Genomic DNA, 22,477 nt, shown 5'->3' on the forward strand with positions numbered 1-22,477 from the left:
GCCATGTCCGCATCGGGTCGGTCCGTCGTACGGCGGACCGGACGCGTCCTCACCGGCGTCGGCGCGCTCGTCGTGCTCTGCGCGCTGGTTGCGGGCGCGCCGGTCGCGCTGCTCGCCTTCGCGGGCAATCCCCTGCCCGACCATCTGCCCACCCTCGCCGAGGTGGGCACCGCCCTGACCAGCCGCGACGACGGGCAGCTCTTCCTGCGGGCCCTGGCGCTGGCCGGCTGGTTCGGCTGGGCCACGTTCGCCTTCTCCGTCATCGTCGAATTGGGCGCGCAGACCCTGCGCCGGCCGGCGCCGAAGTTGCCGGGGATGAGCCGCCAGCAGAAGGCCGCCGCCGCGCTGGTCGGTTCGGTCGCGCTGATCCTCGCGGCCAGCCCGGCCGCCGCCAGCGCCGCGGCGGTCTACACCGCTCCGGCGTACGCCCAGTCGAGCGCTTCGACCAGCGCCGCCCGACTGCCCGAAGGTGGGCCGCTCGGCATGGCCGGGAGCGGGCCGCTCGCGACGACCGGGAGCGGACCGCTCGGGCTGGTCGCGCCTGACGGGCCGAGCGCCGGTGACCAGGCGGCCCCGGTGTATCGCGTGGCGCGGGGCGACTACCTCGGCGAGGTGGCCGAGCGGTACCTCGACGAGTTCGGCGACTATCGACAGCTCGCCAAGCTGAACCGGCTGGACGACCCGGATCGGATTCGCCCCGGCCAACTGCTCCGGCTGCCAGCGGAGGCCGCCGACCAGGGCGCCCGCCCGCACGCCACCGGAAAACTCGTCGGCCGGCCCGCCGCGCCCAGGCCGCCGGCCCCGCGACCGGCGCCCGAGCGGACCGCGCCGGAGCGGGCGGAGCAGGCGCCCCCCGGCGGTACGGAGTCGACGGGTCAGGTACCCCCGATGACCGTCGGCGCGGCGCGGGCCGGAACCACCGACCGGGTGAACCGACCGCTGGCGGTCTCCGCCGTGCTGGCCGTCGCGAGCATCGTCGGCGCCCAGATCGGCGCGGTGCTCGGCCTGGGCCGCCGCCCGGCCACCGCCGGCGCGGCTCCCCGGCTGGCCGCGGCTGCCCGCGCGCCCCGGCGCGGCGCGGATCGGAGCGGCGCGGATCGGAGCGGCGGCAGCTCCCGCAGCGGCGGTCGGAGCAGCGGCGCCGCATGGGCCGCCAGCCGCGCGGCAGCGGCCACCGAGAGCACGGCGGCGCCCACCGGAGACCCGGCCCTGAGTGCGGCACCGGGCTGGACCGGCGAGGAGGCCTGGACCGGCGACGAAGGCTGGACCGGTCGTGACCAGCGCGGACCGGCCGCCGGCGGGCCCGACTGGGATGCCGTGCCGGACGAGCCATCGACCGGTCGGCACCGGCGAAGCTGACCGGTCGCGCGACAGCATGCGGCGGCAGATGGTCTGGAAAGCGATATACCTCAGAGGTATATCTATGACTCTGCGGTATGTCGACGGGGAGCGACACCAGCCCGACGGCGTCCGGTCGCGCTCAGCCGAGCATGTCAGGGGACGCGGGTCTGGAGCACGCCGTCGCGGATCCGCGTGGGCAGGATCTGCTGGTCGTTGCCGGAGGGCCCCAGTACGACCTCGCCGCCGTTGAGCCGGAACGCGCTGCCGTGCCACGGGCAGACCACGCACGCGTGGCCGTCGATCTCCTGGACCTCGCCCTCGCCGAGCGGCCCGCTCTGGTGGGGGCAGCGCTCCAGCATGACGGTGACCTCGTCGCCGTGGCGGTAGAGGATCACCGAGACGTCGTCCACCTCGCGGGTCACCAGCGTGCGCTGCGGCAGGGCCGACATGTCGACAAGCGAGTGCCAACCGTCGCTCATCCGGCGCAGCTCGGAGATGCTCTGGTTGACCTGCGCCCCCTGCTTGTACGCCAGGTGCCCGCCGATGTAGGCCCCGAGGCTCGCGGCGGACAGCCCGAGGAAGCCGAGAGCGCGGCCCATACCGTGCCGGCCGGAGAGCCGTGCGGCCAGCGAGCCGGCGTAGAAGGTCAGGCCGATGCCGTTCGCGGCGGCGTGCACCAGGCCGACGCGCCGCTGGTCGGGGGCGAGCGCCACCCAGTCGTTCAGGCCGGCGATCGCCGCCGGCACGGCGCTGACGGTGCCCAGCCCGACCAGCGCGGTGGCAGCCCGGCGCTGCCCGGGCATGAGGTCCAGCACCGCCGCGCTGATCCAGGAGCCCACCGGCACCTGCACCATCGCCGGGTGCAGGGGATGGCCCAGCGGCACCCCGTGCAGGAGGTCGCGTAACCGCCGTGGACGCAGCGTGCCCAGCACCACCCGTTGCAGCCGGTCACCCACCCGGTCCAGCCGGGACGCCTGCTCGATCTTCGTCAGGATCTCTCGCACGAGGACCGACTTCCCGGCGAACGCCGTCGCAAACCGGTCGGCGGTGACGGACCTGTAGCAACGTGTGCGGATGCTCCGGTGGGTGCGCTCCGGCGCTCCGCCAGGCACCATGGGCCGATGGGTGTACGGGTGGAGCGCGCCGGGCCGGTGACGACGGTGATCCTGGACCGCCCGGCGGCCCGCAACGCGGTCGACGGGCCGACCGCGCGGGCACTCGCGGACGCCTTTCGCTCGTTCGACGCCGACCCGGACGCGGCGGTGGCCGTGCTCTGGGGTGCCGGCGGCACGTTCTGCGCGGGCGCCGACCTCAAGGCGATCGGCACGGCCAGCGGCAATCGGGTCGAGCCGGAGGGAGACGGCCCGATGGGTCCGACCCGCATGGCGCTGAGCAAGCCGGTGATCGCGGCGATCTCCGGGTACGCGGTGGCCGGCGGCCTGGAGCTGGCACTCTGGTGCGACCTGCGGGTCGCCGAGTCCGACGCCACGCTCGGGGTGTTCTGCCGACGCTGGGGAGTGCCGCTGATCGACGGCGGGACGGTCCGGCTGCCCCGGCTGATCGGTGAGAGCCGTGCCCTGGACCTGATCCTCACCGGGCGGGCGGTGCCCGCCGACGAGGCGTACACCATGGGGTTGGTCAACCGGGTGGTGCCGCCGGGCCGGGCGCGGGCGGCGGCCGAGGAGCTGGCCGCGGCGATCGCCCGGCATCCGCAGACCTGCCTGCGCAACGACCGGGCGGCCGTGCTGGCCGGCGCCGGACGGCCCGAGGCGGAGGCGCTGGCGACCGAGCTGGCGTACGGGATGGATTCGCTGGCCACCGACGCGGCGGCCGGGGCGGCCCGGTTCGCCGCCGGCGAGGGCCGGCACGGCGCGATGCCGCCGGGAGGGTGAACCTCCCGGCGGCATCCGGTACGGCCTGACTCAGTTGCGGTTGATGGTGAAGGTCGAGGTGGTGTTGCGGATGTCCACCGCGTTGTTGCTCAACCGCAGGTTGTTGAAGGTCACCGACCCGACGGCCGGCCCCTGCCCGGACTCGGGCATCTCGTTGACCCAGATGCCGAAGCCGGACTTCGCGTCGTAGGCGTCACCGCTCTTGCGGGCGCCGCTGATCGAGATGTTGGTGAAGACCGTGTCGGTGACCGGGAACTGCGGCTGCCCACCGACGTAGTTGGTCTGGAACATGATGCCGCTGTAGGTCGGATCGACGATGTCCACGTCGCTGACCCGGATGCCCTGGAACACCTTCGAGGCGGAGAAGACCCAGATCGCCGGGAAGGTCTGCGCGCCCCAGAAATGCCCACCGGCCCGCACGATCGAGATGTTCTCGAAACGGGTCGGCGGGCTCGCGCCGAAGCCGTTCATCGGGTAGCCGAAGTCGAGCGAGCTGATGGTGATGCCGGAGTAGACGAGCGTGTCCGCGATGTAGATGTTGCGGAACGTGTTGCCGTAGCCGCCGTAGACGGCCACACCGGCGGCCCGCCAGGTCAGGGTCGAGGTCAGGTTCTCGTAGATGTTGTCCCGCATGTCCGCGCCGCCCGCGTCGATCGCCGAGAACAGCGCGAAGCTGTCATCGCCGGTGGCCCGGGCGTCGTTGTTGCTGACCAGGTTGTTGGTGCTGCCGTTGGTCATGTTGATGCCGTCGGCGAACAGGTTGCGGATCCGCGAGTTCTTGATCGTCATGTAGTCGGTGTTGGCGCCCCAGTAGAGGCAGACCTGGTGCTCGGCCCAGATGTTGTCGATCACGATGTTCGACACGTTGGCGAAGTCGAACACCTTGCCCGGCCCGTCGATGCGCGAGGTGTAGTTGCCGAAGTAGGCGAAGTTCGCGAACGACGATCCGGCCGCGGAGTTCTCGGCCCGGAAGCCGATGTCGGTGTTCTCCTGGCCGGAGGGGGCGTTGAACCGGGTGTACCAGGGCCCGGCGCCGGTCACCTTGACCGCCTTGCCGTACACCTGGAACTTCGACGAGGTGGAGTAGTTGCCGGCGGGCAGGTACACCCCGATCAGGTTGCCGGTGGTGTCCATCCGCACCCGGTCCAGGGCGTTCTGCACGTCCTGGTGGGTGAAGCCGGCCGGCGTCGCGTAGCGGGCCGAGTCCGGGTTCGCGATCGGCGAGACCTGCTCGGTGTTGATGAAGTCGATCGCGTACGTGGTGGTGTTGGCCGCGTCCTTCTGGAGGCGGATCTTGCTGCCGGCCGGCACGGTCGAGTTGAGCATGACGTTGGCTTCGTCGTAGATGTGCCGCGGTCCGCCCGCGCTCGGCGAGTTGCCCGGGCTGGTCTCGTTGCCGTACAGCCAGGCGTAGCGGGACGTCAGGTCGATGGCCTTGTGGAACGTGCCGTTGACGTAGACGTTCAGCGTGGAGTTGATGCCCCCGCCGCCCGACGCGTCGGGGATGGAGAAGCGGGTGACCAGCGTGTTGGTGCTGGCCCGGGTGGTGAACTCGACGTAGCTGCCGGTCGAGTTGAGCGTCACCGCACGCCGGCCGGACGCCTCACCGGCCACGTCGCCGACGGTCCGGTTCGGGCCCACCACTGCCGCGCCGCCGCCGACCACGCCGTCCTCGGCCTCGTACATGTCGTACGGCATGTTGGCGCCGCGCCCGACGAAGAGCGGACGGTCGCTGGTGTTGTTGCCCTGCTTGGCCGGCAGTTCGTTGCTGTCGGCGGCGAGCACGACCCGGACGGTGTACTTGCCGTTCGCGGCCGTCCAGGTGCCCAGGTCGACCGGGCCGACGGTGGCCCCGGCGTTGATCACACCGGAGTACGAGCCGGTGAGGGTACGCACCACCGTGCCCGATTCGTTGAGCACGGTGAGCGTGATGCCGTGCGACCCGGACGCGGAGGCCACGCTGCCGGCGTTGCGGATCGACACGGAGAAGGTGACCGTGCTGCCGGCCGACGGGTTGCCCGGCGACCAGGCCACCGCCGAGGCGACCAGGTCACTCGTGGCGACCGGGCTCACCACCAGCGGGCTCGGGTTGGAGTAGCTGTTGTTGGTGTCGTCGGACTCGACGACGGTGTTGGACTCGTCGACCTTCGCGCTGAGCGGGTAGCTGCCCGCGTCGCGGGTGCCGATGCTGGCGCTGACCGTGGTCGAGGCGCCGGCCGCGAGGCCGCCGACCGACGCGGTGCCGACCCGGGTGGAGCCCAGGTAGAAGTTGACGTCGGTGGCGCCGGAGGCCGCCGAGCCGGCGTTGCGCACGGTGGCCGAGAGCGTGATGGTGCTGGTCTCCACGGGGGCGGACGGGCTGACCGACATGCCGGTCACGGTGAGGTCCGGGTTCGGCGCGGGGGTGCCGATGACCTGGAACTCGGCCACCTGCCCGGCCGGGGCGCCGGTGTTCGAGGCGATCGAGAGCCGTACGTCGGCGGCAGCCCCGGAGACCGGGATGGTCACCGTGTTGCCGCTGCCCGGGTTGAAGGTGTAGTTCGCCGCGCCGACCAGGGTGGTGAAGGTCGACGAGCCCTGGTCGCGGCCGAGCACTGTGATGTTCTGGGTACGCGTACCCCAGGCGGAGTCCGGGTTGAGCTTCAGCACGACCTGGCTGAGGCTGGCGTTCGCGCCGAGCTGCACGGTCAGCGTGCTCGGGTTGCCGTTGCCCTCCCAGTAGGTGGTCACGTTGTTGTCGTTGGCGTTGGTCGCCACGAACGTGTGCACGTACCCGGAGGCGGTGATCGGCTTGCCGACCGCCAGGTTGGTGCCGGTGGGAGGGGTGCCGGTGCCGGTGCGGGTCACCGTGTTGCTGTTCGACGACTGGTTGCCGGCCGCGTCCCTGGCCCGCACGTAGTACGAGACCGTGGCGGTGTCCGGCTGGCTGTCGGTGTACGTCAGCGTCGAGCCGCTGACGCTGCCGCGCAGCGCGCCACCCGCGTAGACGTCGTACCCGGTCACGCCGACGTTGTCCGTGGACGCGGACCAGGCGAGCCGGATCTGACCACTGGCGGGCTGGGTGTAGGCCAGGTTGCCGGGGGCGCTGGGGGCCTGGGTGTCGGTGCTGCCGCTGGCGCCGTACACCTCGACCTCGGAGAACTGGGCGGCCGGCCAGCCGGTGTTGCCGGTGACCTGCACCCGTACGTAGCGGGTGCTGGCCGCGGTGAAGCTGACGGTCGCGGTGTTGCCGGTGCCCGGGTCGAACGTGTAGCCGCCGGACGCCTTCAGGGTGGTGAAGGTCGAGCCGTTGGTGGAGCCGAGGATCGACAGCGTCTGGGTGCGGGTCTGCCAGTCCGACGAGGGCGGCAGCTTGAGCACCACCCGGTCCACGTTGACGGTGGCGCCGAGGTCGGCCTGGATCCACTGCGGGAACGCGTTGTTGGCGCTCTCCCAGTAGGTCGACGCGTTGCCGTCGTTGGCGTTGCCCGCGACGTAGTTCTGGTTGTAGCTGCTGGCGCTCATGCTGGCGGAGAGCCCGGCGAGCAGGGCCGCGCGGGCGGACCCGGCCGGGGCCGGAGCCGGCTTCGCCGCCGGTGCCGCGGTCGCCGGGGTGAGGGCGGGGACGGCGGCGAGGAGCAGTCCGGCGAGCGCGCCGGCGAACAGCCGCCGGCGGGCCGGCAGTCGGCCGGCTCGGTGGGCTCGGTCGGCTCGGTCGGCTCGGGGGACGGGACCGGGCGAGCCGGCACGCGGGGTGCCTCGGGTGGGGCCGTTTCTGGACATGGGTGGCTACACCTCTTTCGGGGGTGGTGTGGGTGCGTTGCCCGGTGACGGGTGCAGGGGTACGCCCGTCGTGCCGCGACAGGTGGGGGACGGTGCGGTGCGGGACGGGTGCGGGCGGGCCGGCGCCGCGCTGCGCCGGGCTCCCCGACCGGTGGCCCCCGCCCTGCTCGGGCGGGGGCCGTCGGCCTAGCTGGAGTAGACCTCGAACTCGCTGAGCTGGCCGGCGGGCCAGCCGGTGTTGCCGGTGACGGTCAGCCGCAGGTACCGCTGGCTGGTCGCCGTGAAGGTCACGGTGACCGTGTTGCCGCTGGCCGGGTTGAAGGTGTAGCCGGCGGACGCCTTCAGGGTGGTGAACGACGAGCCGGTGGTGGAGCCGAGCACCGACAGCGTCTGCGTACGGGTCTGCCATGCCGACGACGGCGGCAGCTTCAGCACGACCCGGGACACCGAACGGGTGGCGCCCAGGTCCACCGTCAGCGACTGCGGGAAGGCGTTGTTGGCGCTCTCCCAGTAGGTGTTGGCGTTGCCGTCCACCGCGTTGGGAGCGGCGTACACGTCGGAGTGGCTGGTTTCGGTGATCGACCGTCCGGCCGCGAGGTTGCCACTGGGCGGGGGCGTCGTGGGCGGGGCGGTGGTCGGCGGGGCGGTCGTCGGTGGGGCGGTGGTGGGCGGTGCCGTGGTCTGCGTGCCGCCGTACACCTCGACCTCGCTGAGCTGGGCGGCCGGCCAGCCAGTGTTGCCGGTGACGGTGACCCGGATGTAGCGGCGGTCACCGGAGGGCAGCCCGATCGACACGGTGTTGCCCGTGCCCGGGTCGAAGACCCGACCGGCGGACGACGCCAGGGTGCTGTACGACGAGCCGTCGGTGGAGCCGAGCACCGACAGCGTCTCGGTGCGCTGCTCCCAGCCGGCGGGCAGCTTGAGCACCACCCGGTCGACCGAGCGGGCCGAGCCCAGGTCCACCGTCAGCGACTGCGGGAAGGCGTTGTTGGCGCTCTCCCAGTAGGTGGCCGCGTTGCCGTCCACGGCGTTGCCCGCCGTGTAGCTCTGGTTGGTGCTGGTCGCGGTCGTCGACCGGTTCAGCGCCAGGTTCCCGCCGGTGGGCGGCGGTGTGGTCGGGGGCGGCGTGGTCGGGGGCGGCGTGGTCGGCGGGGCGGTGGTGGGCGGCGCGGTGGTGGGGCCGGTGGTCGGCGGGGTGCTGGGGCCGCCACCCCACTGCGGCTCCGGCCACGGGCCGCAGTACGGGGTCGACGTGTACCAGCCCGAGTTGCCGGAGCCCTGGGTGATCTGGAAGCCACTGCCCACGCAGTTGTGCATCGGGTTGCTCTGCGCGATGTTGGTGGCGCGCACGTTGGTGAACGACACCTGGCTGGGCGCCTGCACCTGGAGCGCGTACGTGCCGGCGCCGTCGATCCGTACGTTGGTGAGGTTGATGCCGCTGGTCTGGCCCTCGATCCAGTGCAGCGCGGCGTACGAGCTGTCCAGGATGTCGGTGTCGGTGATGTTGATGGTGGCCTGCTGGAACGCCTCGTTGAGGGCGGAGAACCAGATCGCCCCGACGCCGAAGTTCCAGTTGTAGTCCGAGTTGCCGTTGCGGATCAGCGTGTTCCGGGCGATCGTCCAGGTGCCCCGGACCGCGGTGTCGCCCTGCACGCCCGGGTAGCGGTTGGCGACGTGGATGCCACCGCCGTTGGTCAGCGAGTCGGCCGTCACGTTGTCGGTGATTGTGATGTCCCGACCGCCGTAGCTGACCAGGTGGTTCGCCAGCAGCGTCACGCCGATGGTGTTGTGCGTGAACGAGTTGTTGACGTTCGGCACGCTCTGCGCCCACATCGCCAGGGCGTCGTCACCGGTGTTGCGGACGAACGTGTTGGTCACCGTCGAGTTGGTGACGCCGGTGTGGAAGTTCACCCCGTCTGCGGTCTGGTCCAGGATCCGGCTGTTGCGGATGGTGAAGTTGTCCATCGGGCCGTCCATCCACGCCCCGACCTTGGTGTTCTCCAGCCACAGGTTGTCCACCACCGAGTTGGTCATCGCCCCGCCCAGGGCGTTGACCTGGTCCTCGTCCACCCGCTCGCGGATATCGCCGATGATGGCGAAGTCCCGCAGGGTAACGTTGCGGCTCGGCCCCCCGGCCTCGTGCGCCCGGATCTCACCGGTGTAGCCGCCGCCCGGGACGTACTTGCCGTAGATGCCGGCGGCCCGCTTGCGGTCGGTGGGGTGCCGCCCGCCGAGCACCGAATACCACGGGCCGGCGCCACGCAGGGTCACCCCGTCGACCACCACGTGATCCCAGAGGGTGAACGTGCCGGTCGGGATCCAGACGGCCCGGCCCTGGGCCTTTCCGGCGTCGACAGCGGCCTGGAACTTCGCGGTCGAGTCCGTCGCGCCACTCGGGTCGGCGCCGAAGTCGGTGACCACGTCGAGCACACCGGAGGGCTTGCTGATCGCCGGGGCGACCAGCTCGAAGTCCGCCAGGTCGATCGTGAACGTCGGCGACTGGGCGGTCGAGGAGACCTGCAACCGGATCTTCGTGCCGGCCGGGTAGGTGGTGCCGAACATCGCCCGGGTCTCGTCGTAGAAGTGGTGCGGGTTCGTGTCGCCCGGGTTGTTGTTGAACGGGTAGCCGCCGTAGTACCAGCCGTACTTCGACGTCACCGGGACCGACTTCAACAGGTTGCCGTTGGCCCGCAGGTCAATGGTGGCGTCCCGGCCGGTACCGGCCGGGCTGTCCGGCAGGCTGTGCCGGAAGGTGACCGCGTTGGCCGGGGCGGTGAGCGTGAACTCGACGTACTCGCCGACGGAGTCGAGGGTGACCGCCTCGCGGCCGGACGCCTCCGACGGCAGCGTGCCGTAGCGCCGGTCCGGGCCGATCCTCGTGCCGTTGAAGGCGGCCTTCTCCGCCTCCTGCTCGATGAACGGGACGGTCGCGCCACGGCCGGAGATGTCGAAGGGGGACAACCCGGCCGCCGAAGCCGGGGTGGCGGTTCCGGTGACCGCGAGGGCGGTCACCGTGGTGGCGGCGAGCAGGGTGGCGGCGATCGCGGCCAGCCCGACGCGTGCCGGGTGTCGGAGGTGGTGCGGGGTGGCGGTGGTGTGGATGGCCATGAGCTGCGCTCTCCCTTTCGTCAGGCAGGCCAGGTCCCCCGTTGCGGTGCCGCGTTGCGGTTTCTCCCCCCTCGTTCCTCCTTCCTTGGTCGTGGTGTGCGGGTGGGTGGTGCCGGCGGCCGGGACGGGACCGCCGGCACCACGTCGGTCGGATCAGGTCAGGGCGGCGGCGTCCGCGCGCGGTCCGTCCACCGCTTCGGGGGTACGCAGCCAGACGGCCGTGTCCGACGGCAGCAGACCGTCGTCGAGGGGTCCACTGGCCAGCAGCAACTCCCCGTCGGCGGGCAGCGGCACCGCCGCGTCGGTGAGGTTGACCAGGCAGCGGAAGCCACCGCCACGGCTGAACGCCAGCACCCCGTCCGGGGCGGGCAGCCACGTCAGCTCACCGTCGCCGAGCGCCGCCTCGGCCCGCCGGATGTGGATCGCCGCCCGGTACAGCTCCAGCATCGAGGCCGCGTCGCCGGTCTGCGCCAGCGCCGTCCGGTCCTTCCAGTCGGCCGGCTGGGGCAGCCAGGGCGCCGCCGCCCCGTCCGGGCTGAACCCGAACGGCGGCTCGTCACCGGCCCACGGCAGCGGCACGCGGCAGCCGTCGCGACCGGGGTCGATCCGACCGGAGCGTTCCCACATCGGGTCCTGCCGCAGCGCGTACGGGATGTCCTCGACCTCCCAGAGCCCCAGCTCCTCGCCCTGGTAGACGTAGGCGGCGCCGGGCAGCGACAGCGACAGCAGCGCGGCGGCCCGCGCCCGGCGGGTGCCGAGCTCCAGGTCGGTGGGGATCCCCTCGCGCTTGGCCGCGAAGCTGAACGTGGTGTCCGCCCGGCCGTAGCGGGTGACGTGCCGCGTCACGTCGTGGTTGGACAGCACCCACGTGGCCGGTGCGCCGACCGGCGCGTGCGCGCTCAGCGTCCCGTCGATGCTCTCGCGCAGCGCGGACGCGTCCCAGGCGCAGCCGAGGAAGTCGAAGTTGAACGCCGCGTGCAGCTCGTCGGGGCGCAGGTAGTTGGCGAACCGCTGCCGGTCCGGCAGCCACACCTCACCGATCAGCGCGCGATCGGCGTAGGAGTCGGCGACCCGCCGCCAGCCCCGGTAGATGTCGTGCACGCCGTCGAGGTCGTGGAACGGGTGCTGGTGGTCCGGTCGGACCTCGGGCAGCGTCCCGTCCTTCACCAGCAGACCGGCGGAGTCGATCCGGATGCCGTCGACGCCCCGGTCGAACCAGAACCGCAGGATGTCCTCGAATTCTGCCCGCACCCGGGGGTGGTCCCAGTTGAAATCCGGCTGCTGGGGGGCGAACAGGTGCAGGTACCAGTCGCCGGGCGTGCCGTCCGGGTTGGTGGTGCGGGTCCAGGTCTCGCCGCCGAACTCGCCGATCCAGTCGGTGGGCCGCTGGTCACCGTTCGGGCCGCGGCCGGGACGGAACCAGAACAGGTCCCGCTCGGGCGCTCCCGGGCCGCCGGCCAGCGCGGCCTGGAACCACGGGTGCACGTCGGAGCAGTGGTTGGGCACCACGTCGACGATCGTCCGGATGCCGAGGTCGTGCGCCTCCGCGATCAACGCCTCCACCTCGGCGAGCGTGCCGAAGACCGGATCGATGTCGCGGTAGTCGGACACGTCGTACCCGGCGTCGGCCATCGGGGACGGGTACCAGGGGCTGAACCAGATCGCGTCGACGCCGAGCGCGGACAGGTGTTTCAGCCGGGACCGGATGCCGGCGATGTCACCGATGCCGTCGCCGTTGCCGTCGGCGAAGCTCCGGGGATACACCTGGTAGATCACGGCTCCACGCCACCACGGACTTTTGTCAGCTGTGGACACGAGCACCTGCTTTCTGCGTCAGTACGTCGGCGGGTTCGCCGGAGGGAGATATGTGTCGGGACGAACGGTCGTTGTTCGCCGCGCGGGTGAATGCGGTCGTGGGCTATCCCTTGATGCCGCCCGTGGTCAGGCCGGACATGATGTTCCGTTGGAAGATCAGGAAGATGATGACAGTCGGGATGGCGGCGATGACCGACGCGGCGATCACCACGTTCATCGGCGTACCGCCCGCGAAGGTGTAGATGCCGACGCTGACCGTCCGGGTCTCGGGCGACGGCATGACCAGCTTCGGCCAGAGGAAGTCCTTCCAGACCGCGGTCACGGCGAAGATCGAGACGACGCCGAGGATGGGACGCGACAGCGGCAGGATGATCGACCAGAGCGTGCGCAGCGACGTCGCCCCGTCCATCAGGGCGGCGGCCATCAGCTCCTCCGGGATCGAGTCGAAGAACCGCTTCAGCAGGAAGATGTTGAACGCGTTCGCGACCATCGGCAGCCAGATCGCGAACGGTGAGTCGAGCAGGTTGATGTGCAGGATCGGCAGGTCGAGCACCGTCACGTACTGCGGAACGATGAGGACCATCGCCGGGATCATCAGGGTGCCCAGCATCAGGGCGAGGATCGCGTTGCCGAAGATCGGCCGGAGCTTCGACAGGGAGTACGCGGCGGCGCTGTCGAAGACGAGTTGGAACAGCACCGCCCCGATGGCGTAGTAAAAGGTGTTGAACAGCAGCTTGGCGAGGGCGAGGTTGTTCCACGCGTCGATGTAGTTCTGCGGCTGCGGGTCCTTCGGGAACAGCGACGGCGGGGTCTGCGCGATCTCCTGGCCGGACTTGAGCGCGCCGGTGACCATCCAGTAGAGGGGCCCGAGGAAGACGAGCGTGAAGCCCGCCACGACGACCACGAGCAGCGTCCAGTAGATGACCTTGCCGCGCCCCCGGCTCAGCTGGGAGTGGGAGATGAGGGTCCGGGTACCGGAATCCTGTGCCATTGGGCGCCGTCCTAGTCCTGTTTCGCAGTCAGTCGCACGTACACGGCGGAGAAGCCGGCCAGCACCACGAGCATGATCACGCCCAGCGCGGCGGCGCCGTTGAGATCGTTCTGGAAGAACCCGTGCTGGTAGATGAGGTACGCCACCGAGGTCGCGGAATCCTCCGCGCCCGCGCCGTTGGCGAGGATCAGTGGCTCGATGAAGAGCTGCATCGTGGCGACGATCTGCAGCATCGCCAGGAGCGCGAGGATCAGCCGGGTCTGCGGGATCGTCACGTGGCGGATCCGCCGCCAGATCCCGGCGCCGTCGAGCTCTGCCGCCTCGTACAGCTCACCGGGAATGTTCTGCAACGACGCCAGGTAGATCAGGACGGCGCCACCCATGTTCATCCAGGTGGACGCGATCACCATGGCCGGCATCGTCATCGCCGGCGACTGCATCCACTGCGACGTGGGCAGGTGCAGCGCCGTGAGGATCGCGTTGAACAACCCCGCCTCGCTGGGGTCGTACGCGTAGAACTTGAAGAGGAACAGCGCCGAGGCCGGCGGCAGCATGACCGGCAGGTAGACCAGGACCCGCAGGTAACCCTTGGCGTGGCGGAACTCGTTGAGCAGGATCGCCACGAAGAACGGCACCGCGTACCCGAGCACGAGCGCGAGCACAGTGAAGTAGAGCGTGTTCTTCCAGGCGGGCCAGAAGCTGGGGTCGGCGATGAGGCGGGAGTAGTTGTCCCAGCCCACCCAGGTCGTCTCGCCGCGCCTGGTCCGCTGGAAGCTCATGACGATGCCGCGGATCATCGGGTACCAGGAGAAGACCACGAAGCAGAGCACGGCGCCGATCAGGAACGCGTGCCCGGCGAGGTTGTCCCGTACCTTGCGGCCGAGGCTCGTGCGCTGCGGCCCTGTCGCGTACGGCGACATCGGGCGACCCGGTTTCCTGGGGGCCTGGGGGACGGCGGTGATCGCCAAGGCAACTCCTGCGGAAGTCAGTGACGCGGACGGTGCGGCGCGGGATGTGGGGGCCGGCGGGCCGACCCCCACACCTGCCGGTCAGCTCTCGGCGGCCAGGAGCTGGTTGACCTTCTCTTCCGCCGTCTTCAGCAGCGCGTCGATGTTCGCGTTCGGGTTCGTCAGCACTCCGGACATCGCGGCGTCGAGGACCGCGTAGATCGCCTGCGCGTTGCGCGGCTCACCCTTGATCGGCACCGGGGTCGCCTCGAAGATGGCGAAGTTCGCGGTGTCGACGTTCGCGTTCGCCTTGCGCAGCTCGAGTTCCTGCTTCTGCGCCTCGCTGCCGTTGGCGAACAGCAGCGGCTGGGGCAGACCCACCGGGTAGTTCTGCGGCTTGGCCCGGACGTAGTCGAACTGGCCCTTGCCCGGCGTGAGCTTCTGGTAAGCGATCCACTTCAGACCGGCCTTGACCTGCTCGGGAGAGAGGTCCTTCTTGAAGAAGTAGCCCTCGCCGCCGCCGAGCGTGCCCTTCGCCAGGCCGTCCTGGCCGGGCAGCGGGGCCATCGCCCAGTCCTGGAACTTGCCCTGGAACTGGCTGACGATCGCCTGGGTGGCGTCCGGGGCGCCGATGAACATGCCGACCTTGCCCGCGCCGGCGTTGGTCAGCAGGTCACCCCACTGGAGCAGCTGGCGGGAGCCCATGCTGTTGTCGCCGTACCGCATGTCCTTGATGTTCTGCAGGACCTGCTTGCCCATCGCGTTGTTGAAGTCGGCCTTCTTGCCGTCCGGGGTCAGCATCTGGCCACCCTGCGAGTAGAGCAGCGAGGTGAAGTGCCAGCCGCCGGTGTTGCCGGCGCTGTACTCGGAGTAGCCGGCGATGCCGTTGCCGAGGGCGGAGATCTTCTTGGCGGCCGCCCGGACGTCGGCCCAGGTCTTGGGCGGGTTGTTGACGTCGAGCCCGGCCTTCTGGAACAGGACCTTGTTGTAGACCAGGCCCATCGAGTAGTTCTTCACCGGGACGGCGTACAGCTTGCCGCCGTCGGTGAAGGCCTCCTTGAGCGCCGGGTCGACGCTGTCCCAGGTGGGGATCGTGTCCTTGTTGACGACCCCACTGATGTCCATCGCCTGACCGGAGTCGAGCACCTGCTGGAGATCGGTCATGTACCCGTAGAACACGTCAGTCACGGTGCCGCCGGCGAGGCGGGCGGTGAAGTCCGGCGGGTTGTTGCACTGCTCGCCGACGCTCACGCTCTTGACGACGATGTCCGGGTTCTGCTTCTGGAACTCGACGACATCGTCGTTCCAGTTCTTCAACAACTCTTTTTGTGCGCCGACCGGTTGGCAGTCGACCGTGATGGTGACCTTGCCGCCGGCGGTCGTGCCCTTGTCGTCGCTCTTCGTGGAGCATGCCGTGAGGCTGAACCCCAGGCCGGCCACGAGCGCCAGCGCCGCAGCCCTTCGGTATTGCGGTACGGACATCTGTCCATCCCTTCGGGAACGGGTGTCTCCATGAGGTGCGCTGATCTGCGGTGATGCGACCTGACGCCCTGTAGCTGCGCCGGAGCCAGGTGTGAGTGGAGTCACTGTAACGAGGCCGACTCATTTCAGCAAGGTGTCGACCGTGTTTTGAAAAGACACGACTTCTTGACGACAGAGACCGACAGCCGCTTGTTTTACGCCGGATTTGATCGCTTATGGACGCAAAAAAAGCCGCCGACCGCGATGAGCGGTCGACGGCCGGACGGGGCTGGCGGTCAGTACGGCAGGGGCATCGTCAGCGGCCGGGGGCGGGCGCGGTGGAACCGCGAACCACCAGCTCCGGTTCGAACAGCAGCTCGTCCTGGAGGACGCCGGCGCCCTCGATCTGGGTGACCAGCAGATCCACGGCGGCCTGACCCATCGTCTCGATCGGCTGCCGCACCGTGGTCAGCGGCGGGTCGGTGCAGGTCATGAACGCCGAGTCGTCGTAGCCCACCACCGAGATGTCCGTCGGCACCGCACGACCCAGCCGCCGTGCGGCTCGAATGGTGCCCAGGGCCAGCACGTCGCTGGCGCAGATGATGCCCGTGACGCCACGCTCGACGAGCTTCGTCGCGGCGACCCGCGCCCCCTCCATGGAGAAGCTGGAGCGCTGGACGCACTCAGCGTCGCCCTCGCCCCAGCCCGCAACCTGGACCATCGCGTCCAGCTTGCGGCGGGACGGCACGTGCCCCTCCGGGCCGAGCACCATCCCGATCCGCTCGTGGCCGAGCGAACGCAGATGCCCGTACGCCTGCTCCACCGCCACCGCGTCATCGGTGGAGACGCGCGGAAAGCCCAACTCGTCCACACCGGCGTTGACCAGCACCACCGGAAGGCCCCGATCGGTGAGCCTCCGATAGTGGTCGTGCCGGGCGTCGGCGAGCGCGTACGAACCACCGGCGAAGATCACCCCGGAGACCTGGTGGTCGAGGAGCATCTCCACGTAGTCCATCTCGGACACGCCGCCGATCGTGCGGGCGCAGAGCGCCGGGGTGTAGCCGCGCTGTGCGAGGGAGCCGGTGACGACCTCGGCGAGCGCCGGGAAGATGGGGTTCTGCAGCTCGGGCAGCACCAGCCCGACCAGCCGGGCACGCTCGCCGCGCAGCTTGGTCGGTCGCTCGTAGCCGAGCACGTCCAGCGCGGTCAGCACCGCCGTCCGGGTCGTCTCGGAGACCCCGTCCCGGCCATTGAGCACTCGGCTGACGGTGGCCTCGCTGACGCCCGCCTTCTTGGCAACTTCAGTCAACCGCTTAGTCACGGTCGCAATCGTACGTCACCAGAATGAAAGAAATGAACGGCAATTGAGGCAAAATTTGCGGTCCGACTGTCGCACCGCGCTCGCCAGTCGACAGTCAGATTCTGAGTCACGTCGTCAGGCGCGGACTGGATCGTCGTGAACGCCCGACCGCCGGTTCGACCCGGCGCTGGACGCGCAGCCCGGCTCTTCGGACAAACAGCTCGCGCTTGGCCCTCGCCAACCCCTGCGCGTCGAGCGCATAATCCGTGATCCAGAGCCAGCCGGTGTACGGGTCGACCTCGCCCAGTGACACCAGCCGCAGCAGGAGGGCCCGCTCACCCGTGAACTGCACCGAACAGGCGGCCCCGATCAGCACGACATCTCCCGGACGAGGTGCCGACGTCGTCACCGCTCCTCGCCAGGCCAGTGCCCGCGATTGATCGGGACGCGATGCCTGACTCGGCACGGCAACTCGTTCCCACACCGGCAGACGTTCCGCCACCTGACCCACGACCACACCGGCTTGTGCCGGCGAGCCAGCGTCAGCGCGACCGCCGTCAGGTACTCGGCGTAAGAAACACGTCGGGTCATACGCCTACAGTCGCCACCCCGGACGAATTAGTCAACTGGCAATAGCCAAAAGGAAAGGCTAGGTCGTCTTACGTTCGGGCCATGGACCGAGGGCCGGGTCAGCTCATGGGGCCGTACGAGATCGCCGAACGCCTGGGCGTCTCGCGCCAGCGATTCCAGCAGCTTGCCCGGTATCCCACCTTCCCGAAGCCGTACCAGGAGCTACGAGGGACGAAGGTCTGGTTGGCCGAGGATGTCGAGGCTTGGATCAAGAAGTACCGCCAGCCTCGCCCAACGGAGGACGACACCCCGGGCTGACCGAGTCGAGCGGTCAGCCCCAACGCTCGGCAGCACACAGAGCGGCACGCCACCGTCAGGACAGGTCGCGCAGCGCGTCCTCGATGGCGCGGTGGAAGGTCGGGTACGCATAGATCATGTGCCGCAGCTGACTCAACGGCACGGCCGCGTGCACCGCCACCACCAGCGCGGACAGCACCTCACCACCGGCCGGGCCGACCGACGTCGCGCCGATCAGCACGCCCTGGTCGGCGTCCGCGATGAGCTTGATGAAACCCTCGTCACCGACCTGGTGGATCCAACCGCGGGTCGAGCTGCCCAGCTTGGTGAACCCGACCTGCACGTTGATGCCGCGCTCGCGGGCCTGCTGCTCGGTCAGCCCCACCGCCCCGACCTCGGGATCGGTGAAGGTCACCCGGGGCAGCGCGCGGTAGTCGGCGCGCGGCACGGTGCCGGCCGACCCACTCGACCCGCTGGCGGCCAGCGAACTGGAAGCGCCCATCGCGCCGCCGACGACGCTGGCGGTCCCGCTGGCGTCGGCCCCCGCCGTCGCCCCCCGGGCGTGGGCCAGCAGATCGGCCACGACGATCCCCGCCTGGTACATGGCGATGTGGGTGAACGCCCCCTCGCCGGTCAGGTCGCCCACCGCCCAGATGCCGTCGGTGACGTGCAGCCGGTCGTCCACCGGCAGGTAACGCTGGGTGGCGTCCACACCGACGCTGTCCAGCCCCAACTCCTCCAGGTGCGCCCGGCGGCCGGTCACCACGAGCAGTCGCTCGGCGGTGAACTCCGCCCCACCGCCGCCGTGCAGCGTGAAACGGTCGCCATCGTGCTCGACCCGTTCGGCCCGTACGCCGGTGTGGATCTCGACGCTGTCGGCGCGCAGCGCGGCGGCGGCCACCTCGGACGCCTCCGGCTCCTCGACGGCCAGCACCCGGTCCAGCGCCTCCACCACGGTGACGCGGACGCCGAAGCGCGCGAAGACCTGGGCCAGCTCCAGCCCGATCGCGCCCCCACCGAGCACCAGCAGCGACTCGGGCAGCTGCTCGACCTCGATCGCCTGGTGGTTGGTCCAGTACGGCGTGTCGGCCAGGCCGTCGATCGGCGGCACCGAAGGCCGGGTGCCGGTGCCCAGGACGACGCCGTGCCGGGCCTGGAACACCTGGTCACCGACCCGGACCCGACCCGGGCCGTCGAGCCGGCCACTGCCCCGGACGAACCGGCCGCCCTTGCCGGTGAACCGCTCGACCGCGACCGTGTCGTCCCAGCTGTCGGTGGCCTCCTCGCGGATCCGCTTCGCCACCGGCGCCCAGTCCGGCCGGACCTGCGCCGTGCCCGCGAGCCCGTCGACCCGACGCGCCTCGGCCAGCGCGTTGGCGGCCCTGATCATCATCTTGCTCGGGATGCAGCCCCAGTACGGACATTCGCCGCCGACGAGGTCCCGTTCGACGCCGACCACGCTGAGGCCGGCCTCAGCGAGCCGCCCGGCCACCTCCTCGCCGCCGACCCCGAGCCCCACCACGATCACATCCACCAGCTCCGGCTCCGCCATCGAGACAGCATCCCCCAGCGGTCTCTCCCCGACCACCGGGGTCGGGAAAAGTCGGCACGGTAACGCCGTCGGACCGCCTACGGTGATCCGATGCCTGCACGCTTCGACCCCGTCCGGGACTGCTTCCACGACCTGCTCGCTTCCGGCCGGGAGTCCGGCGCCAGCCTGACCGTCTGGTACGACGGCCAGCCGGTGCTCGACCTGGTCGGCGGCTCCCGGACCGCCGACGGGCCGTCCGACCAACCGTGGCGGCCGGACACGCTGGTCAACGTCTACTCGGTCGGCAAGCCCGTGGCCGCGCTCTGCCTGCTGCTGCTCGTCGACCGGGGACAGGTCGACCTCGACTCGCCAGTCGAGAGGTACTGGCCGGAGTTCCGCACCCCGGCCACCGTGCGGCAGGTGTTGTCGCACACCGCCGGGCTGCCGGCCTTTCCGGTGCCCCGGCCGGCGGCCGCCATCACCGACTGGGCGCTGCTGGCGGGCGACCTGGCCGCCGCCGACCCCGAGTGGCCGCCCGGGTCGCTGGCCGGAGAGCACGCCTGGACGTACGGCCATCTGGTGGGCGAGCTGGTCCGCCGGGTCGACGGCCGCGGCGTGGGCCGCTTCCTGGCCGACGAGATCGCCGGCCCGTGGCAGCTCGACCTCGGCTTCGGGCTGGCCGAGGCGGATCAGCGGCGCTGCGCGGACCTGCGCTACGGCGACCCACAGTGGCCGAGCCGGCAGCTCGGCGAGCCCGGCTCACTGCGGGCGCGGGCGATGGGCAACCCGGCCGGCGGGCTGGACCTCGCCGTGCTGAACAGCCCGCTGTGGCGGGCCGCCGAGATGCCGGCGGTCAACCTGCACGCCACCGCCGCCGGCCTGGCCCGGCTCTACGCCGGCCTGCTGGCCGGTGGCGTCCTGGACGGCGTACGGCTCTTCAGCCCCGGCCTCGTCGACGAGGCCACCCGGGTCCAGTACGACGGGCCGGACCTGGTGCTGGACCGCCGGGCCCGGTGGACGCTGGGTATGCAGTGGGAGCCGGACGGCAGCTGGGGCATGGGCGGGCTCGGTGGCAGCAGCGCCTGGGCCGACCCGGTGCGCGGCTACTGCCTCGCGTACGCCACGGCGCTGCTCGCGGAACACGACCGGGTCGACGAGCTGGCCGAGGCCCTGCACTCGGTGCTCTGACGCGTCGTCGCCTCAGCGCAGCCAGACCGGGTCGGTGCCGGGTACGGAGAGCGGCGGCGGGTAGTCCACCGTGCGGCGGAGGTCGTCGGGCAACTTCCACGGCTGGTGGACGGCCTTGCCCGGCACCTCCGACAGCTCCGGCACCCAGCGGCGCACGTAGTCGCCGGCCGGGTCGTACCGCTCGGCCTGCCGGACCGGGTTGAACCCCCGGTACGGCTTGGTGTCGTTGCCGGTGCCGGCGACCCACTGCCAGTTGCCCGAGTTGTTGGCCACGTCCCCGTCGAGCAGCCAGCGGAAGAAGACCCCGACACCGGCCCGCCAGTCCTGCCCCAGGTGCTTGGTCAGGTAGCCGGCGGTGATCAGCCGCGCCCGGTTGTGCTGCCAACCCTGCGCCCGCATCTGCCGCATCCCGGCGTCCACGATCGGCATTCCGGTCCGCCCCTCGGCCCAGGCCGACAGGGCGTCATCGTCGTAGCGCCACTCTTCGGTGGCACCCCGCCGGTAGGCGGCCGTCGAGATCTCCGGAAACGCGGCGGTGACCTGGTAATAGAAGTCGCGCCAGCAGACCTGCCGGACGAAGGGCCCGGACCGGTCGCCGGCACGGTTGGCCACCGACAGCGGGGACAGGCAGCCGAAGCGCAGGTACGGGCTGAGTCGGGAGGTGTCGTCGCCGGCCATGTCGTCGTGCTGGTCGTCGTACCGGCCCAGCTCGGGCAGCCAGTCGGTGAGCCGCTGTCGGGCGAGCCGCTCGCCGCCGACGGCCGCGTCCGGTGACTCCCCGGCCGGCGGGGCCGGCACCCGACCCACGCGCACCCCGTCGGGCAGCGTGATCCGGCGGGGTGCGGCCAACTCCTCGCGCCACCGCGCGGACGCCCACGCCCGGTGGTACGGGCTGAACACCCGGTAGTGGTCGCCGCCGCCGCCGGGGCGCAACGCACCCGGCTCGACGACCGTCAGCCCCGGAAAGAGCCGCAGGCGCAGCCGGTGCCGCTCGCACTCGGCGCGCAGTCGCCGCTCCCGCCGACGGGCGTAGCGGCTGACGTCGGCGGAGAGTGCCACGGCGGTGGCGCCGACCTGGCCGGCCAACCGGATCGTCTCGGCCACCGGGTCGCCGCGCCGCACCACCAGGTCACCGCCGCGCTCGCGCAGCGCGTCGCGCAGGTCGGCGAGCGCCTGGTGCAGGAACCGGGTGCGGTTGGCCGACAAGCCGGCCAGAGCCGGGTCGAGCACGTACAGCGGCACCACCCGGTCGAACGCCGCGCAGGTGGTGGCCAGCGCCGGGTGGTCGTGCACCCGCAGGTCGCGGGTGAAGAGCACGATCGCGGTGCCCGCCGTCATCGGGCCGCCGGCTGGACCGTCGGCCCGGGGATCGTGACCGGGGTACCCGTCGGGGTGAGCAGAGCGCGGGCGGCCACCGCCATCCGCCGCCGCTGCGGCACCAGGGCCCGGCGGGTGAAGACGTCGTAGTCCTGCGCGGCAACCTCGTCGAGGATGCCGCCATAGAGGGCGTACGCGGTGCGCATGCACGCCTGCGACGCCGGCGCGAGCATGGTGATGCCGGGCGCGGCGGCGGCATAGTGCGCCTGCGCCCGGGTCACCTCGTACTCGATCAGCTCGCGCGTCCGGGGCGTTCCGCGCCCGCGGGCGCTGGCCTCGGCCAGGTCCTCGCGGGTGACGCCGAACTTCGCCAGGTCCTCGTCGGGCAGGTAGGTGCGACCCCGGTCGAGGTCCTCGGCGACGTCGCGGATGAAGTTGGTGAGCTGGAAGGCGAAGCCGAGCTGCCGAGCCGGCTCACGGGCGGCCGCCGGATCGGTGCTGCCCAGGATCGGCAGCATCATGGTGCCGATCACCGCCGCCGAGCCCTCCATGTAGTCGAGCAGGTGGTCGTACGTCGCGTACGAGGTGACGGTCAGGTCCATCGCCATGCTCGTCAGAAACGACGCAAAGTCGTCCCGGTCGAGATCGAAGATGGCGATCGTGTGCAGCACGGCCGGCAGCAGCGGGTCGTCGACCGGCGCACCGTGCAGACCGGCCACGAACCGGCTGGCCCAGTCGTCGAGCCGGGCGGCCCGCTCGGCCGGTGGCAGGTCCTCGGTGCGGTCGACGATCTCGTCGGCGTACCGCGTGAATCCGTAGAGGGCGTGCACATGTCGTCGTTTCCACGCGGGGAGCAACCGGGTGGCGAGATAGTAGGTACGCCCGTGCCGTTTGTGCAGCTCACGACACCGGTCATAGGCAGCGGTGAGATTCGTGTCCACCGGCCCTCCTCAATTA

At 71.0% G+C, this 22,477-nt stretch carries 15 protein-coding genes and 1 pseudogene; 4 read left to right on the forward strand and 12 right to left on the reverse strand.

Annotated features, from left to right (window positions below):
- Positions 1-3 precede the first annotated feature (3 nt).
- Positions 4-1,036: pseudogene (locus tag ACFYPR_RS14335) on the forward strand (LysM peptidoglycan-binding domain-containing protein); the annotation flags it as partial.
- Positions 1,037-1,493: 457 nt separating this feature from the next.
- On the opposite strand, the gene ACFYPR_RS14340 reads toward ACFYPR_RS14335, so the two are convergent.
- On the reverse strand, positions 1,494-2,345 hold the full coding sequence (locus ACFYPR_RS14340; protein WP_354853571.1) for a Rieske 2Fe-2S domain-containing protein: 852 nt from the start codon (positions 2,343-2,345) through the stop codon (positions 1,494-1,496).
- Positions 2,346-2,462: 117 nt separating this feature from the next.
- On the opposite strand from ACFYPR_RS14340, the gene ACFYPR_RS14345 reads away from it, so the two are divergent.
- Positions 2,463-3,233, forward strand: a complete 771-nt coding sequence (locus tag ACFYPR_RS14345; protein WP_354853568.1) for a crotonase/enoyl-CoA hydratase family protein — start codon at positions 2,463-2,465, stop codon at positions 3,231-3,233.
- Positions 3,234-3,263: 30 nt separating this feature from the next.
- On the opposite strand, the gene ACFYPR_RS14350 is transcribed toward ACFYPR_RS14345, so the two are convergent.
- From ACFYPR_RS14350 to ACFYPR_RS14385, 8 genes are all read right to left on the reverse strand, one after another.
- Positions 3,264-6,995: a discoidin domain-containing protein gene (locus tag ACFYPR_RS14350; protein ID WP_387260309.1), complete on the reverse strand. Its 3,732-nt coding sequence runs from the start codon at positions 6,993-6,995 to the stop codon at positions 3,264-3,266.
- Positions 6,996-7,181: 186 nt separating this feature from the next.
- Positions 7,182-10,103 (reverse strand): discoidin domain-containing protein, encoded by a 2,922-nt coding sequence (locus ACFYPR_RS14355; RefSeq protein ID WP_387260311.1) that lies wholly within the window; start codon positions 10,101-10,103, stop codon positions 7,182-7,184.
- A gap of 153 nt (positions 10,104-10,256) precedes the next feature.
- Positions 10,257-11,879, reverse strand: a complete 1,623-nt coding sequence (locus tag ACFYPR_RS14360; protein WP_387260314.1) for a glycoside hydrolase family 13 protein — start codon at positions 11,877-11,879, stop codon at positions 10,257-10,259.
- A 142-nt stretch (positions 11,880-12,021) separates the two neighbouring features.
- Complete coding sequence (locus tag ACFYPR_RS14365; protein WP_355064670.1) at positions 12,022-12,909, reverse strand: carbohydrate ABC transporter permease; 888 nt, start codon at positions 12,907-12,909, stop codon at positions 12,022-12,024.
- Between the two features lie 11 nt (positions 12,910-12,920).
- Entirely contained in the window at positions 12,921-13,877 is a 957-nt protein-coding gene (locus ACFYPR_RS14370; RefSeq protein ID WP_387260317.1) for a carbohydrate ABC transporter permease, read from the reverse strand.
- Positions 13,878-13,958: 81 nt separating this feature from the next.
- Positions 13,959-15,338, reverse strand: coding sequence for an ABC transporter substrate-binding protein (locus ACFYPR_RS14375; protein ID WP_387260320.1), 1,380 nt, complete (start codon positions 15,336-15,338; stop codon positions 13,959-13,961).
- 295 nt (positions 15,339-15,633) lie between these two features.
- Positions 15,634-16,638 carry a LacI family DNA-binding transcriptional regulator gene (locus tag ACFYPR_RS14380; RefSeq protein ID WP_354853550.1) on the reverse strand — a complete coding sequence of 335 codons (1,005 nt, stop codon included), beginning with the start codon at positions 16,636-16,638 and terminating at the stop codon, positions 15,634-15,636.
- A gap of 106 nt (positions 16,639-16,744) precedes the next feature.
- Positions 16,745-16,993: a hypothetical protein gene (locus ACFYPR_RS14385; protein WP_387260323.1), complete on the reverse strand. Its 249-nt coding sequence runs from the start codon at positions 16,991-16,993 to the stop codon at positions 16,745-16,747.
- 296 nt (positions 16,994-17,289) lie between these two features.
- On the opposite strand from ACFYPR_RS14385, the gene ACFYPR_RS14390 reads away from it, so the two are divergent.
- Positions 17,290-17,505, forward strand: coding sequence for a hypothetical protein (locus ACFYPR_RS14390; protein ID WP_354853544.1), 216 nt, complete (start codon positions 17,290-17,292; stop codon positions 17,503-17,505).
- A 55-nt stretch (positions 17,506-17,560) separates the two neighbouring features.
- Here the strand turns inward: ACFYPR_RS14390 and ACFYPR_RS14395 are convergent, their stop codons facing one another.
- Positions 17,561-19,036 carry a dihydrolipoyl dehydrogenase family protein gene (locus ACFYPR_RS14395; RefSeq protein ID WP_387260325.1) on the reverse strand — a complete coding sequence of 492 codons (1,476 nt, stop codon included), beginning with the start codon at positions 19,034-19,036 and terminating at the stop codon, positions 17,561-17,563.
- 90 nt (positions 19,037-19,126) lie between these two features.
- On the opposite strand from ACFYPR_RS14395, the gene ACFYPR_RS14400 reads away from it, so the two are divergent.
- Positions 19,127-20,203 (forward strand): serine hydrolase domain-containing protein, encoded by a 1,077-nt coding sequence (locus ACFYPR_RS14400; protein WP_355064666.1) that lies wholly within the window; start codon positions 19,127-19,129, stop codon positions 20,201-20,203.
- A gap of 12 nt (positions 20,204-20,215) precedes the next feature.
- Here the strand turns inward: ACFYPR_RS14400 and ACFYPR_RS14405 are convergent, their stop codons facing one another.
- Both ACFYPR_RS14405 and ACFYPR_RS14410 read right to left on the reverse strand, forming a co-directional pair.
- Positions 20,216-21,541, reverse strand: a complete 1,326-nt coding sequence (locus ACFYPR_RS14405; RefSeq protein ID WP_355064664.1) for a deoxyribodipyrimidine photo-lyase — start codon at positions 21,539-21,541, stop codon at positions 20,216-20,218.
- Positions 21,538-22,461: a phytoene/squalene synthase family protein gene (locus ACFYPR_RS14410; RefSeq protein ID WP_354853533.1), complete on the reverse strand. Its 924-nt coding sequence runs from the start codon at positions 22,459-22,461 to the stop codon at positions 21,538-21,540. Before ACFYPR_RS14410 ends, ACFYPR_RS14405 begins: the two co-directional genes overlap by 4 nt.
- Positions 22,462-22,477: the final 16 nt, after the last annotated feature.

Origin of the sequence: Micromonospora sp. NPDC005254, assembly GCF_042872525.1 — a bacterium.
GTDB lineage: Bacteria > Actinomycetota > Actinomycetes > Mycobacteriales > Micromonosporaceae > Micromonospora.